The sequence below is a fragment of the Marinomonas shanghaiensis genome, assembly GCF_003259175.1.
In the GTDB taxonomy this organism is placed as follows: Bacteria; Pseudomonadota; Gammaproteobacteria; order Pseudomonadales; family Marinomonadaceae; genus Marinomonas; species Marinomonas shanghaiensis.
In genome coordinates, this window is the sequence record NZ_QGOK01000020.1 from 14,088 (window position 1) to 27,708 (window position 13,621).

The window sequence follows — 13,621 nt, forward strand, 5'->3', positions numbered from 1 at the left end:
GTTTTTTAGTATTGCTTAGATTTAGGTTGAACGTTACTAAAGGCTATTAAGAAAATATCACGCCTTTTTTCAATAAAAAGCAACCATAACCTCGTCCTTCGCCGGTCACAACAAAAGCGTAGGCTTTTTTTGCCGCTTCATAAAAAGCAAAGCGTTCTAACGATCCCATTTCCGCATTCTCACTGTCAGCCGCTTTTAGAACAGCCGCGAATTCTTGCTGCACTTCTGGCATCACAGATTCAGCTTCGCCCACCACTTGCATGCGTGTCACGGGCTGCTCAACGAAAGTATCCAATGGCAATACTGATAAAATCGCCTTAGCCGCTTGAATAACATTCACGCCATCTAAGCGAATAACTGGTTTTCCTGCGGCCATAGAAGCCGCTGGAAAGTTACGATCCACCAGCACAATATCGTCACCGTGACCCATGGTGCGCAGTACATTCAGTAATTCCCCGCTTAGCAAGGGATCTATATTTTTTAGCATGTTTATTCCCTAATCACTGATAGGTTAAAGCAAAAATCTATTTTTGTTGCACGATGGCCGCTTTATGCTGCAAACGACTTTGTTTTTGGTCAATGATGACAGCCAGGATAATTACCACACCTTTAATGACCATTTGCCAAAACTCACTGACGCCCATCATCACCAAACCATCGGCCAAAATACCAATAACGAAAGCGCCAATCAGCGTGCCCATGATCGTACCGCGGCCCCCCGCCAAAGAAGTTCCACCCAAAACTACGGCGGCAATGGCGTTCATTTCAAAAGAGACGCCCGTTGCTGGATGACTGGCCACCAATTGAGAAGACACCACGATGCCCGCAATAGCCGCACAAAGACCTGAAATGGTGTATACCCACACTTTCACGCTACGCACTTTCACACCAGACAACTCGGCAGAATGCTCGTTGTCACCGATTGCAAAAACATGGCGACCAAATTGGGTTCTTTTGGCGATATAGGCAATCACACCAGCGAGGATAAACATCATCCAAATCGCATAAGGCAGACCCAGTAATTTCGCAGAACCAATCAATTCAAAACCCGTGTTGCCCAACTGAGCATTACCAGACAAACCGGTAAAGGTTTCACCACCAGACAATAACATGGACGCACCGCGCACAACGTACATGGTGCCCAAGGTACAAATGAAAGGCGCAACATTGTAACGGGTGATCAAAATGCCATTAATGGCGCCAATCAAACCACCAATCACCAAGACAATCGGCACAATCAGCCAAACACTAGGAAAGATAGCAATGCCAAACATCGGCAAAACGATCCCCTTGGTAATCAACCAACCCGCAACCATGCCACAAAACCCCAGAATCGCACCAATCGAAAGGTCGATACCAGCAGTGATAATGACGAAGGTAATGCCAAGCGCCAAAAAGGCATTGATGGCAATGTGCTTCACCATAATGACCACACTACTCGCCGCCAAAAAGCCCGGCACCATAAAGGTGAAAAACGCCAGAATTAAAAATAACGCAATAAAGGTTCGCATTTTTAGTGCGAGCAATAACAGACTTTCGCCAGAGAAAACCGACGATGATTGAGACGCCATATTTTGAGAAATTTTCATATTAAAGTCCTTGCGCGCTTGCTGACACAAGTGCTGATTCTGTGGCTTCGGATCGAAGTATGTTGGCGGTTAATTTGCCTCCGGACATCACCAGAATGCGATCAGACACCGCCATAATTTCTTTCAGGTCAGAGGTCGAAAACAACACGCCTATTCCTTGCTCTGAAAGTGTCACCATCATGTTAAACACGTCGGCTTTCGCACCGATATCAATGCCACGCGTTGGCTCATCCAGTAGCAACACCTTTGGGCTGGTTAACAAGGTTCGACCAATCACCACTTTTTGTTGATTGCCGCCACTCAATGCGCGTATTTCAATATCAGGAGAAGACACCTTGATAGACAGATCACCAATGGCAGATGTTACCGCTTCAGCTTCGGCTTTTTCATCAATGGAAAAGCGATGCTTGAGTCGACGCCATAAGCTCGAAATCGTCATGTTATTGCTGACTGACGAAATCGGGAAAATACCATTCTTTTTACGATCTTCTGGCACCAAGCAAATACCCAATCGAATGCGATCGCTGGTGTCCATTTTGGCCGTTACTTTCTGCCCTGCTATGTCCACATCACCTGAATATTCTTGCAGACCAAGTAGACATTCCATTAGCTCTGTTCGGCCTGCACCCATGAGCCCGTAAACACCAACTATCTCGCCGGACTTCACGTCCATCGATACGTCATCAACCAAGGTATGACCCATTTCGTTGATCAGTTTGATATTTTTAACGTCTAGTACGGGCTCGCCAAATTTGCGCCCCGGTTTCAAGAAATTAGACACAGGGTCGCTGCCCAACATCTCTCTGACAATCCACGGCACATCGATGTCTTTGACTTCTGCTTCAGACTGGAAATGCCCATCGCGTAAAATCGTAATGTGATCGCCAATCGCCATTAACTCTTCTAAACGATGGGAAATATAGATAATGGAAACGCCCTGAGCGGTTAAGTCTCGAATGACTTTAAACAGCAACTCAACCTCGGTTTTACTCAAGGCCGAAGTGGGTTCATCCAAAATCAGCACATCTGCTTCATCGGCCAAGGCTTTGGCGATTTCGATCAACTGCTGCTGACCCACTTTCAAGTTAGACAGTAGTTCAGAAGGCGCAATGTCTTGGTCAAGGCGCGCCATGAGCTCAGCAGTTACTCTATGCTGCTCCGCGGTATCAAGTGGCAGCAAACCTCGCTGTTTTTCCCGTCCTAAGAAGATATTTTCCGCCACAGTGAGGTTGCCAAAGAGATTCAACTCCTGATGCACCATGCCAATACCTTTGGCGGCAGCATCACGAGTATGCTGAAAAACAACGGCTTCATCGTTTAAATAAATGGTGCCTTTGCTCGGCTGCTGAACACCCGCCAAAATTTTCATCAAGGTGGATTTACCCGCACCATTCTCACCGATGATGACGTTTACTTTACCGCGATACACCCGATAATCCACTTCGTTTAAAGCGATAGTTCCTGGGTAAATCATGGAGATTTTTTCAGCACGAATGACGATGTCTGCATTAGCTTGGCTCATCATTTGCCTCCGCGCGTAATCTGCATTGGTACCGCATCACTGATGACATTTTGATCTATCGTAATCGCTGCAATAACTGTGGCTTTTTCGCCTACCCAGCTAGCATCTGGCTCACCAATGGACGCCATAGCAAGATTATTAAGCTCACGTGAAATTTGAGCGAAGCGAATTTGGTTTTTAAAATCATCAAACAACACATATTTAGACGCATCACGAATCGCATTGCCTTTGATGATACGTCCCACTTGTAAGTCGATATCGGTATCGTCTACGTTAAGCTTAATCACACCTTTCATTTTGCCTAGCTCCACACTATCGATGGTGCCCTCTAAACGCACAAAAAAGCTTTGTTTGCTGGTGATTTGCTGGGTATCTAACTGGGACTTAATACTTTCCCATGGAGTGAAGTCTTGTGTCGCCTCTGGAAAGACTTTAGGTAGCCAAAGCTGATCAGCCACTTCTGCCAAAGTAAAATCTGCAAAGCTCACCACGGCATTAGGATCTTTAGGAATAATAGGATTGCCTTCAGCATCTAAATCCGTAACGGTACAAGCTGTCAGCAGATTGAGGCAGGCAATAAGCCCAATAGATTGAAAGAGTTTTTTATAAGACATAATGTTACCCAAAGAGTCGGAGTGCTCGATAATGAACACTCCGAATCAGGTTGTTATTGTTTTAGCGCGAAGTTGCTAAGATTTTTCGCATTAGAACCATCAATCAATACACAATCCATGAGTTGTTTTTCTGGCAATCCTGTTGAGCCGGTACGAATGTATAGATCGGCTTGCTCAGCAACGCGCTGTGCTTGAGCGTAAGCTGGTTGCATCACCGTTGCTTTGATGTTTGAGCCCTTCAAAATCGAATCACGTGCGTAATCTAGACCATCAAAACCCACGATGAAGACATCTTTACGGCCCGCGGCTTGAAGTGCCGCTTCTGCGCCCAATGCCATAGAGTCATTCCCTGTAAACACGCCTTTAATGTTTGGGTTCGCTTGTAAAATCGACTCCATACGACTAAACGCTTCGGTTTGGCTCCAGTTGGCAGACTGACGAGCCGCCATTTTGAACTCAGGGAAGTTATCAACGATATCGTGGAAACCTTCACTGCGTACTTGTGCGTTAGTGTCAGACTCTGGCCCAACTAGTTCAACGTATTCACCACCTTCGCCCATTAATTCGACAAACTTCTCACCAGCAAGCTGAGCACCTTGGAAGTTATTTGAGACGATTTGCGTGACAGCGATACCGGTTTTATTGATTTCACGATCGTATAAGAAAGCCGGAATACCCGCTTTTTTCAGACGTTCTAGTGATCCAATACTGGCGTCTGCGTCCGCATTGTCCAAAATCACCGCTTTGGCTTGACGAGCAATGGCCGTTTCAATCAACTGGTTTTGTTTGTTTACATCACCGTCATGAGACGCCACTAAAGTGTCGTAACCCAATTCTTTGGCTTTCGCATCCGCGCCTTCGGCACCGGCTTTAAAAAATGGGTTGTCATGGGATGGAGTGATAATGGCGATCAAACCATTGCTAGCCAACACGCTGGTACTGGCTAAGGTGAGTAAGGTTGCAGCAAGGCAAGATTTCAAGAAGGTTTTCTTTATCATTGTATGTCTCCGGTATGCTTATTTTTATTAAAATATATCGAATAGCAAACGATTGCGTAATCGTTTGCTATTTTTATATTAAGCACATAGAAGTTGTCAATGAATTCTTGATAAATAAGAAAAAACCCTATTTATCAGATAGTTAAGACCCCATGACCATGATTATCTGGTGTAATTTAACGACAAACAATCAAACAACTGAATTATAAGGATTTTTCTTGCTGATAACGGCTTTAATCACACTAAAAAGTCGACTTTTTAGTTAAGATCAGGATGAAACGTTAAAAAACTGAAAGTAAAATACACAGAAAACAACAAGACGCATTGGGTACGAAGGCACCCAATAGCAGGGACGCTTTTCAAACAAAAACTGAACTTAAAAAGGAATCGCAGAGACTGAAGCACGAACCACTAGGTTTGGCTCCAACATAATCATCTTACCTTCTTGACGTGGATTCTCAATCCGCTCGATCATGGTACTAATCGCCAACTCAGCTAATCGTTCTTTGGGCTGATTGATGGTGGTCAGAGGTGGACTAAAATAAGCAGAATACATGCAGTTATCATATCCAACGACCGACAATTGCTGTGGAATCTTAATACCTGACAATTGCGCTTCGCTCATGGCGCCCATTGCCATGGCATCGTTACCAATAAACACCGCACTGGGCAAACTTGAACAAGACAACAACTGGCGCATACCTAGTTTGCCCCCTTCGAACTCGAAGTCAGACTCAATCACCCAATCATCTTGGATGGCTAAATTGGCTTGCGCCATGGCTTCAAGAAAGCCTTCTAAACGCTGTTTGGCCGGAAGTTTTGTTAATGGACCGCCAATGTAAGCGATGCGCTTATGGCCCTGTTCAACCAAATGCTGAATCGCTAAATGCGCCCCTTTCACGGAGTTATCTTGAATACGATCAACATAATCGTCAGAAGGTCCCCAGTCCATCACCACCATGGGCAAATTGCGCTGACCGATCAAGGAGCTAAACAGCGAATCATCATAGGCAGAACACATGACCAAAATGCCATCGACGCGTTTTTGCGTTAACATTCGCAGATAAGAATTGGTTTTTTCGAGCTCACCATCGGTATTGCACAGCACAAGATTGTAACCCTCTCGGTAACAGCACTTCTCAACTTCGTTGACCAATTCAGCGAAAAAGGGATTCAATGTAGTCGTCACCAACATGCCAAGGCTTTTGGTATTTTTGACCTTCAAGCTGCGTGCAACGGCACTGGGCGCATAATTGAGCGCTTCAGCGGCTTGAAAAACTCGTTCTTGTGTGGCTTTGGCGACAAAGCGCGTTTTATTCAAAACATGAGAGACGGTGGTTGTCGATACACCCGCCCGTAATGCAACATCTTTGATGGTCGCAGACAAACTTATACTCCCCTTTTATAAACCGTCATAACCAGAGTCAGAGTCCATCAAATTTTCTAAATAAAAGCAAACAGATCAATCGCTTATCTTTAGCTTTTATTTAGAAAACAATCACTCAGCATCCAATCGCTTTTCAGGAAGTATACTTAACGACGTCGTTAAAATGCATCAAGAGTTTTTCTAAATGCGCAAATCACTGTTTATTTTCTTTGCCCAACCGCGATGACACACGATATTCCCCAGGCGTCATCCCTAAATTTTTACGAGACACAGTGTACATGTATTGCACGGAAGGATAACCACAGGTTCGGGCAATTTCATCAAAAGGTAAATCGGTCGACGTAATCAGCTCACAGGCGCGATAAAACTTAGTCATGTGCAGTTGTTCGTGCATTGAACAGCCAATTTCGTCGATAAAGCGGGTTTCTAGATTCGTTCTTGAAATACCTATGTAGTCCACGACTTGCGCGACTTTCACACCACGACAGGCATTGTGGCGAATAAAATGCATGGCTTGAATGACATAAGGATCATGCAAAGCTCGATAGTCTGAAGACTGTCTTTCCGCAACACCAATTGGATCGACCACCACCAGCGAATTGTCCACAGGATAACCGAGCAACATACGATGCAGCATTTTAGCGGCTTCATAACCCATTTGCTTACTGCCCTGCTCTACAGAAGACAAGGCAGTACGGTTTAAATACCGGGCCATGTTTTCGTTATCGATCCCAACAATCGCTACTTGCTCTGGCACCAAGATATTCAAGTGATCACAAACTTGTAATAAATGCCGTGCACGGGAATCGGTGACAGCGATAATGCCGATGGGTTTGGGGAGATTGTTTAGCCAATTTTCTAATGCATGCTGGGCTGTTTCCCAAATTTCCGCCGAGGTGCAAAAACCTTGGTGCACATGAGGTTCAAAGCCATCGGAACGAACTTGCTCGACAAAGGCGTATTCGCGCTCACTTGCCCAGCGACTGTAATCCGTACTGGGCACACCGTAAAAAGCAAACTGCGGCAAGCCCTTACGCTTCAAATGTTGATACGCACAGCGCACTAATGCCGCGTTGTCCGTCGCTACATAAGGTAAACGAGGATAATCTTTTTTATGATGATAAGAGCCGCCAACCGACACGGTAGGAATCTCGGTTTCTTTTAGTATTTCTTCCACTTCAGGGTTATCAAAATCGGCAATAATGCCGTCCCCTTTCCAATGTTTTAGCGCATCAAGCCGAGAACGAAAATCGTCTTCAAAATACACATCCCAATCGCATTGCGCGGCTTGTAAATATTCGCCTATTCCTTCAATCACTTGCCGATCGTAGACCTTATTAGCGTTGAACACGAGATTAAGTCGGTAGCGTTTTTCAAACATACAAAAGCGTCTCTAATTTTTATTATTACCCCATCATACCCTTGTCGTCTTTATCTGCACTAGGCATAACAAAAATCAGAAACAACTTTGAAAAAATCGTAACACCTACTTACTTAATCCGTAAGGGTTACCGCCCTTTTACTCTTTGATATAAGTCCTGAAAACGCTCGCGCTTTTCAATGTATCGAGCGGCGTTTGTCTGATTTGGAAAATATCGCTTAATAAGCTCGGGCTTGCTACAAATAGTCTTTAAGGCCCCAGGACCTTGATCACCAATCGCTGCCAAGCGGGCCGCACCCAACGCTGGCCCCACGTCGCCCCCTGCGCGATAATCCATCGGCACGTTAAATACATCCGCCAACATTTGTAACCAAAAAGCACTTTTTGCACCGCCGCCAATCACATCAATACTGTCACTGATATTTTGCGCAGAACGTACGGCGTCTATCCCATCTAATAGAGCAAAGGTCACGCCTTCAAGCACAGCCTGAACCAGATCTGCGGCGCAAGTTTCATGGGTCATGCCCCAAAAAACACCTTTTGCATTAGGGTCATTGTGTGGCGTTCTTTCGCCACTTAGATACGGCAAAAAGAGAAGGCTATTATCCTGATCTATCCGATTCTCCGCCGCTAATAACGCTGCTTCCACACTGCTAAACTGCGCTAATTTGGTTACCCAATCAATGCAGCTTGCCGCACTTAACATTACCGACATAGTATGCCAAGTATTAGGGATCGCGTGGCCAAAGCTGTGCAATGCCATAGCAGGATTGGCGGTAAAACCATCACTTACCGCAAAAATCACTCCAGATGTACCCAGCGATAACATGGTTTGCTCTGGCGAAATAATTCCCATACCCACAGCACCTGCCGCGTTATCGCCACCACCCGCCACCACAGGAACAATCGGCATAGACCAGCGTTTCGCTAAATCGTCATAAATCACGCCGGTGATTTGAGTTCCCTCAAACACACTAGGCATTTGCTCGGCCGTTAGTCCTGTGGCACTCAACATGGTGTCACTCCAAGCACGTTGTTCCATGTTTAGCCAAAGGGTGCCCGAGGCGTCAGACACATCCGTAGCAAACTCGCCTGTCATGCGAAAACGCAAGTAATCTTTCGGTAACAACACCCTGTCTATTTGGCTAAAAATCTCTGGTTCGTGTTGTTTTACCCAAAGCAACTTAGGCGCGGTAAAACCCGGCATCACCAAATTCCCCGTGATCGCCTGCACTTCAGGGCAGCGTCTTTGCAACAGCAAACATTCTTCATGAGAGCGTCCGTCATTCCACAAAATTGCTGGTCTTAACACCTCGCCTTTTTTATCTAATAGCGTCGCGCCGTGCATCTGACCCGACAACCCAATGGCCTTTACATTCTGCAGATTGTTCTCTCTCGACAGTTGTAACATGGCCAAATCCGTCGCTTGCCACCAGTCTTCTGGGTTCTGCTCGGACCACAGATCAAACGGCCGAGACACGGATAAAGGCGATGAACAACTGGCTATTACATGGCCTTCTTCTGCCATTAAAATCACTTTGACACCTGAGGTGCCGAGGTCGATACCTATATACATAAAATTGTCCTTTATTTTGTTAATCGTCACCCTCGTTCATGAGCTTGTCGCTAAATGACCTTTACTGCGCTTTCTTGGTTTTCACATCCAACCATACGGCGAGCAAAAGAATCATACCTTTGACGATCAACTGCCAAAAAGTCGGCACATCCAACATGCTCATGCCATTGTCTAGACTCGCCATAATCAACGCCCCCATGATGGCACCAAATACAGCGCCCACACCGCCAGCCAAGCTGGCCCCACCAATCACACAGGCGGCAATAGCATCCAGCTCCGCCATATTACCAGCCGCAGGTGAGCCTGCGCCTAATCGAGAGGTAAGAATCAAAGCCGCCACGGCCACCATCATGCCGTTAAAACCAAACACCATCATTTTGGTTCGCTCAACGTTCACACCAGACATGCGAGTCGCTTCAATATTGCCCCCAATCGCGTAAAGTCGACGTCCAAAAGCCGTTCGCTTCGCAACATAACTGGCCATTAGAATCAATCCTCCTAAAATGAAAATAGGGGTTGGGATACCGCGATAGCTTTCCAAAATAAACAACAGTCCTAACAGTACAAGTACCGCTACCAAGGCCTTGGAGTATTCAAACTTTGCGCCTTGGTTTTGGACGCCATGGTGTTTTCTGGCCTTGCGTCGTGCATAAACCTTTGCCACCAAACCAAGGCACAACAAGCCCACCACGCTCATCCCCCAACCAGAGGGTATATAACTTTGACCAATCACCGCCAATGAGCCAGACGTTGGCGCCACCGTCGCACCGTCGGTTAATCCAACCAAAATGCCACGAAATGCCAACATACCGGCCAAGGTAACAATAAAGGACGGTACTCGTTGATACGCTACCCACCAACCGTTGAATAAACCAAGAGCCAACCCAGCGGCAATCGTTACCAATACGGTCAATAAAATAGGAAAGTTAAACCAAACATCCAAAATCGCGGCAATCCCGCCTAATAAGCCCATCATAGAGCCCACTGACAAATCAATTTCTGCACTGATAATGACAAACACCATGCCAATAGCGAGCACCCCCACAATGGCCGTTTGACGAATTAAATTTGAAATATTCCGTGGTGAAATAAACGCACCATCGGTCGCAATGGAAAAGAAGACCACAATCAGCAGCATAGCCGCCAACATGGCAAATAATTGTAATTGACTGGTTTTTATTGTTTTAAACATTTGCTACACCTTCTTTGATCGCGCAATTCATAATCATTTCTTGGGTCAGACCCTGATGATCAAATTGTCCTTTTAAACGCCCTTCATGCATAACCAACACACGGTCACTGATACCAATCACTTCGGACAACTCGGACGACACCATAATGATCGACATCCCTTGTTTCACGAGGGTAAACATCAATTTATAGATCTCGTATTTCGCCCCCACATCAATGCCTCGAGTTGGCTCGTCTAAAATCAAAATTTTTGGATGAGTTAACAGACATTTGGCAATGATGGCTTTTTGTTGGTTGCCGCCACTGAGGTTCTTAATCGATAAATCTGCCGACGCAGTTTTGACTTTTAACTGCGCAATATAGTCGTCAATATCATGATTTTCTTTGTCTTCATTAACACCACCAAGCCAAGAAGAATATTGATCTAGTACTGACAAGGTAATATTCCGACCAACGCTCATAATGGGCACAATTCCATGACGTTTGCGGTCTTCTGGCACCATAGCAATGCCCACTTCCAGTGCAGCACGCTGAGAACGAATCGTCACCATTTGCCCCTCTAACTCAACCTCGGCCTGGTACTCACCATCGTAAGATCCATATAAACACTGCATTAATTCGGTACGGCCAGAACCAATTAACCCGGCTATCCCGAGAATTTCTCCATGACGTAATTCGAAACTAACGTCTTCAACCTGAGCTCGATTCGCACCCGATTGTTTGGCCGTAGCATGTTTAACACGCAACACCACATCGCCAATATCATGCTCTTCTCGTGGGAATAACTCGTCTAATTCGCGCCCAACCATCATGCTAATAATGTCATTTTGCGTCAGTTGTGCCGCTGATTTAGTAGCAATATGATCCCCATCACGAATCACAGTGACCCAATCCGACAGAGCCAACACTTCATCCAATTTGTGTGAAATATAAACACAGGCAATATCTTGCTGTTTTAGCTCACTGACAATATTCAATAAGATATCGATCTCTGTGGTAGTCAAAGAGGAGGTTGGCTCATCTAAAATCAGCAGTTTAACGTTCTTATTCAACGCCTTGGCAATTTCAACCAGTTGTTGCTGACCCACCCCCAATTCACCGACAGGCGTATCAGGTAATACATTGAGCTTCACCCGAGCAAGCAACTCGGTTGTGCGACGATGCATTGCTTCGTCATTGAGCCGCGCAAAAGAGCCAAGCTCATTGCCCAAAAAAATATTTTCCATGACAGATAACTCTTTCACCAACGCCAATTCCTGATGAATAATCACAATACCGAGCGCTTCGGTGTCTCGAATGGTCGATGCTTTAACGAGATTGCCCGCAAAAAAAATTTCACCTTCATAGGAGCCGTAAGGCCACACGCCACTCAGCACCTTCATCAGGGTGGATTTGCCAGAACCATTTTCACCACAAATAGACAAGACTTCGCCAGCATCCAGTTGAATACTGACACCGTTTAAAGCTCGAACACCCGAAAAGCTTTTAACAATCCCACGCATATCCAATAGTGGTTGCGTCATGTTGATACCCCTTGTTACATCTTTTTTTACACACAAAACAGCCGTAAATGGCGCTCAAAGGAGCGCCATTTATAAAAAAGTTAAGGGTTATAAACATCGTTACGAGAATGGAAACCATCGGCAATTACGGTGGCATCTAGGTTATCTTTGGTGACAGCAATAGGAGCAAGTAATACGGCAGCAACGTCTTTTGTACCGTTATTCACTTTCCCATTAGACTGAATATTCTCATTACGCGCCAACTTTACCGCCATCTCAGCACTGGTTGTCGCGAGCTTAGAAATAGGCTTGTACACTGTCATGGTTTGTGTGCCAGACACAATGCGTCGCATAGCGGCTAGATCCGCATCTTGCCCAGAAATGACCACCTTGCCACTCAAGCCTTGTGCCGCCAGCGCTTGGATTGCACCACCAGCCGTTGAATCGTTGGACGCGACTACCGCGTCGATTTTATTGGCATTAGCGGTTAAACCGTTTTCCATAATGTTCAACGCGGCTTCAGCAGACCAACCCATGGCCCATTGATCACCCACTATGTTGATTTTTTTTGCATCGATTGCAGGCTGCAATACGTTCATCTGGCCTTGACGAAACATCTTCGCGTTATTATCCGTAGGCGAACCGCCCATCAAGAAATAATTGCCCGTCGGTTTTAGACCCAACAAGGCTTCCGCTTGCATTTCACCCACACGAATATTGTCAAACGATACGTATAAATCGATGTCGGCAAACTTAATCAAGCGATCATAGGCTAATACTTTTATGCCTTCCGCCTTGGCTTCAGCTAAAACGTTACCTAAGACTTCACCGTTCTCAGGCACGATCACCAGCACATCAACACCACGGGAAATCATATTTTCAATTTGAGAGATCTGCGTGTTTGCATCACCATTGGCAGACTGGGTAAAGACTTCTGCGCCCATAGATTCAGCGGCCTGAGTGAATAAATCTCGGTCTTTCTGCCAACGCTCTAAACGCAAATCAGACATCAATAAACCGATTTTTTCACCCGCAGCCACTGCAGGGAGAGACGTTGCTGCGCAAAGCGTTGCCAGCAAACTCATAGAAACGATTTTTTTCATCTTTTCATTCCTTGTTATTTTTATAAAGTGAACGGTCTCCAAATGGAGTAAGAGGAATGTAAATCGATGGTTTACGAAGCGGTATTACCTTTTTTTGTTTGCGTGTGGCGTTTTTTATAAAAGCCCTTTGGATGAGACAAAACAGAAACGTATTCGTGAGCGCGCTAGCCATTCCATACTGACGAAACATAATAATGATGTTTTGCTGTCTACTTTTCACTCTGTCATTAGCTGTGGACCGGCCCCTTTTTTGCCTAATTCATCGTATGGATTAAGCAATCGACACCTTTCAAGCGAGAGACATCCGCAACCAATGCAATCTGTCATCATGTCTCTTAACTCCGTGAGCTGAGTGATTTTCCGATCAAGCTCGCTTTGCCATCTAGAGCCCAGTTGCTCCCAATCTTCAAGGGTGACTCGGGTGCGATTCGACAGCCCTTCCAATTCGAATAAAATGTCTTCCAACGAAAAGCCTGTGCGTTGTGCGACCTGAATCAGTGACACAACCCGAATGACGTGCTTTGGATACTGTCTATGGTTGGATTTATTTCTTTGGCTTTTGATCAACCCCTTTCTTTCGTAGAAATGCAAAGCTGACACAGAGACACCGGTTCTTTCACTCAACACACCCACCGAAATCCATTCAGGCACACTCTTTTTTTGCATTTGACGCTTGACCTCAACTTAAGTTTAGGTTTCAGAATAGAGACAAATCAAAGTCATCGCAAGCTCAACACCGAACAAACCAGCAGAGCAAA

At 45.5% G+C, this 13,621-nt stretch carries 12 protein-coding genes; all 12 read right to left on the minus strand.

Going from position 1 to position 13,621, the window contains the following annotated elements; translation table 11 throughout:
• Positions 1–46: 46 nt before the first annotated feature.
• Entirely contained in the window at positions 47–487 is a 441-nt protein-coding gene (locus tag DKT73_RS15560; protein ID WP_111639474.1) for an RbsD/FucU family protein, read from the minus strand.
• A 37-nt stretch (positions 488–524) separates the two neighbouring features.
• Positions 525–1,589 (minus strand): ABC transporter permease, encoded by a 1,065-nt coding sequence (locus tag DKT73_RS15565; RefSeq protein WP_111639475.1) that lies wholly within the window; start codon positions 1,587–1,589, stop codon positions 525–527.
• Position 1,590: 1 nt separating this feature from the next.
• Positions 1,591–3,114 carry a sugar ABC transporter ATP-binding protein gene (locus tag DKT73_RS15570; protein WP_232827901.1) on the minus strand — a complete coding sequence of 508 codons (1,524 nt, stop codon included), beginning with the start codon at positions 3,112–3,114 and terminating at the stop codon, positions 1,591–1,593.
• Positions 3,111–3,725, minus strand: coding sequence for a DUF2291 family protein (locus DKT73_RS15575; RefSeq protein ID WP_111639477.1), 615 nt, complete (start codon positions 3,723–3,725; stop codon positions 3,111–3,113). Before DKT73_RS15575 ends, DKT73_RS15570 begins: the two co-directional genes overlap by 4 nt.
• Before the next feature lie 53 nt (positions 3,726–3,778).
• Complete coding sequence (locus tag DKT73_RS15580) at positions 3,779–4,723, minus strand: D-ribose ABC transporter substrate-binding protein (RefSeq protein WP_111639478.1); 945 nt, start codon at positions 4,721–4,723, stop codon at positions 3,779–3,781.
• A 376-nt stretch (positions 4,724–5,099) separates the two neighbouring features.
• Positions 5,100–6,110, minus strand: a complete 1,011-nt coding sequence (locus DKT73_RS15585) for a substrate-binding domain-containing protein (protein ID WP_111639479.1) — start codon at positions 6,108–6,110, stop codon at positions 5,100–5,102.
• A 193-nt stretch (positions 6,111–6,303) separates the two neighbouring features.
• Complete coding sequence (locus DKT73_RS15590) at positions 6,304–7,491, minus strand: XylR family transcriptional regulator (RefSeq protein WP_111639480.1); 1,188 nt, start codon at positions 7,489–7,491, stop codon at positions 6,304–6,306.
• Between the two features lie 127 nt (positions 7,492–7,618).
• Entirely contained in the window at positions 7,619–9,067 is a 1,449-nt protein-coding gene (gene xylB, locus DKT73_RS15595) for a xylulokinase (RefSeq protein ID WP_111639481.1), read from the minus strand.
• Between the two features lie 61 nt (positions 9,068–9,128).
• The gene (locus tag DKT73_RS15600; protein ID WP_111639482.1) at positions 9,129–10,259 is read right to left on the minus strand and encodes a sugar ABC transporter permease; all 1,131 of its coding nucleotides are present in this window, start codon (positions 10,257–10,259) and stop codon (positions 9,129–9,131) included.
• The gene (locus DKT73_RS15605) at positions 10,252–11,781 is read right to left on the minus strand and encodes a xylose ABC transporter ATP-binding protein (RefSeq protein ID WP_111639483.1); all 1,530 of its coding nucleotides are present in this window, start codon (positions 11,779–11,781) and stop codon (positions 10,252–10,254) included. The genes DKT73_RS15600 and DKT73_RS15605 overlap by 8 nt, the downstream gene beginning before the upstream one ends.
• A gap of 80 nt (positions 11,782–11,861) precedes the next feature.
• Complete coding sequence (gene xylF / locus DKT73_RS15610) at positions 11,862–12,863, minus strand: D-xylose ABC transporter substrate-binding protein (RefSeq protein WP_111639484.1); 1,002 nt, start codon at positions 12,861–12,863, stop codon at positions 11,862–11,864.
• A gap of 216 nt (positions 12,864–13,079) precedes the next feature.
• Positions 13,080–13,529 (minus strand): redox-sensitive transcriptional activator SoxR, encoded by a 450-nt coding sequence (soxR, locus tag DKT73_RS15620; RefSeq protein ID WP_111639486.1) that lies wholly within the window; start codon positions 13,527–13,529, stop codon positions 13,080–13,082.
• Positions 13,530–13,621 lie beyond the last annotated feature (92 nt).

Excerpts from the sequence above, each read along its gene's own strand:
- DKT73_RS15560 (WP_111639474.1), bottom strand. The coding sequence starts at position 487 with ATGCTAAAAAATATAGATCCCTTGCTAAGCGGGGAATTACTGAATGTA.
- DKT73_RS15565 (WP_111639475.1), bottom strand. The coding sequence starts at position 1,589 with ATGAAAATTTCTCAAAATATGGCGTCTCAATCATCGTCGGTTTTCTCT.
- DKT73_RS15570 (WP_232827901.1), bottom strand. The coding sequence starts at position 3,114 with ATGATGAGCCAAGCTAATGCAGACATCGTCATTCGTGCTGAAAAAATC.
- DKT73_RS15575 (WP_111639477.1), bottom strand. The coding sequence starts at position 3,725 with ATGTCTTATAAAAAACTCTTTCAATCTATTGGGCTTATTGCCTGCCTC.
- DKT73_RS15580 (WP_111639478.1), bottom strand. The coding sequence starts at position 4,723 with ATGATAAAGAAAACCTTCTTGAAATCTTGCCTTGCTGCAACCTTACTC.
- DKT73_RS15590 (WP_111639480.1), bottom strand. The coding sequence starts at position 7,491 with ATGTTTGAAAAACGCTACCGACTTAATCTCGTGTTCAACGCTAATAAG.
- xylB (WP_111639481.1), bottom strand. The coding sequence starts at position 9,067 with ATGTATATAGGTATCGACCTCGGCACCTCAGGTGTCAAAGTGATTTTA.
- DKT73_RS15600 (WP_111639482.1), bottom strand. The coding sequence starts at position 10,259 with ATGTTTAAAACAATAAAAACCAGTCAATTACAATTATTTGCCATGTTG.
- DKT73_RS15605 (WP_111639483.1), bottom strand. The coding sequence starts at position 11,781 with ATGACGCAACCACTATTGGATATGCGTGGGATTGTTAAAAGCTTTTCG.
- xylF (WP_111639484.1), bottom strand. The coding sequence starts at position 12,863 with ATGAAAAAAATCGTTTCTATGAGTTTGCTGGCAACGCTTTGCGCAGCA.
- soxR (WP_111639486.1), bottom strand. The coding sequence starts at position 13,529 with ATGCAAAAAAAGAGTGTGCCTGAATGGATTTCGGTGGGTGTGTTGAGT.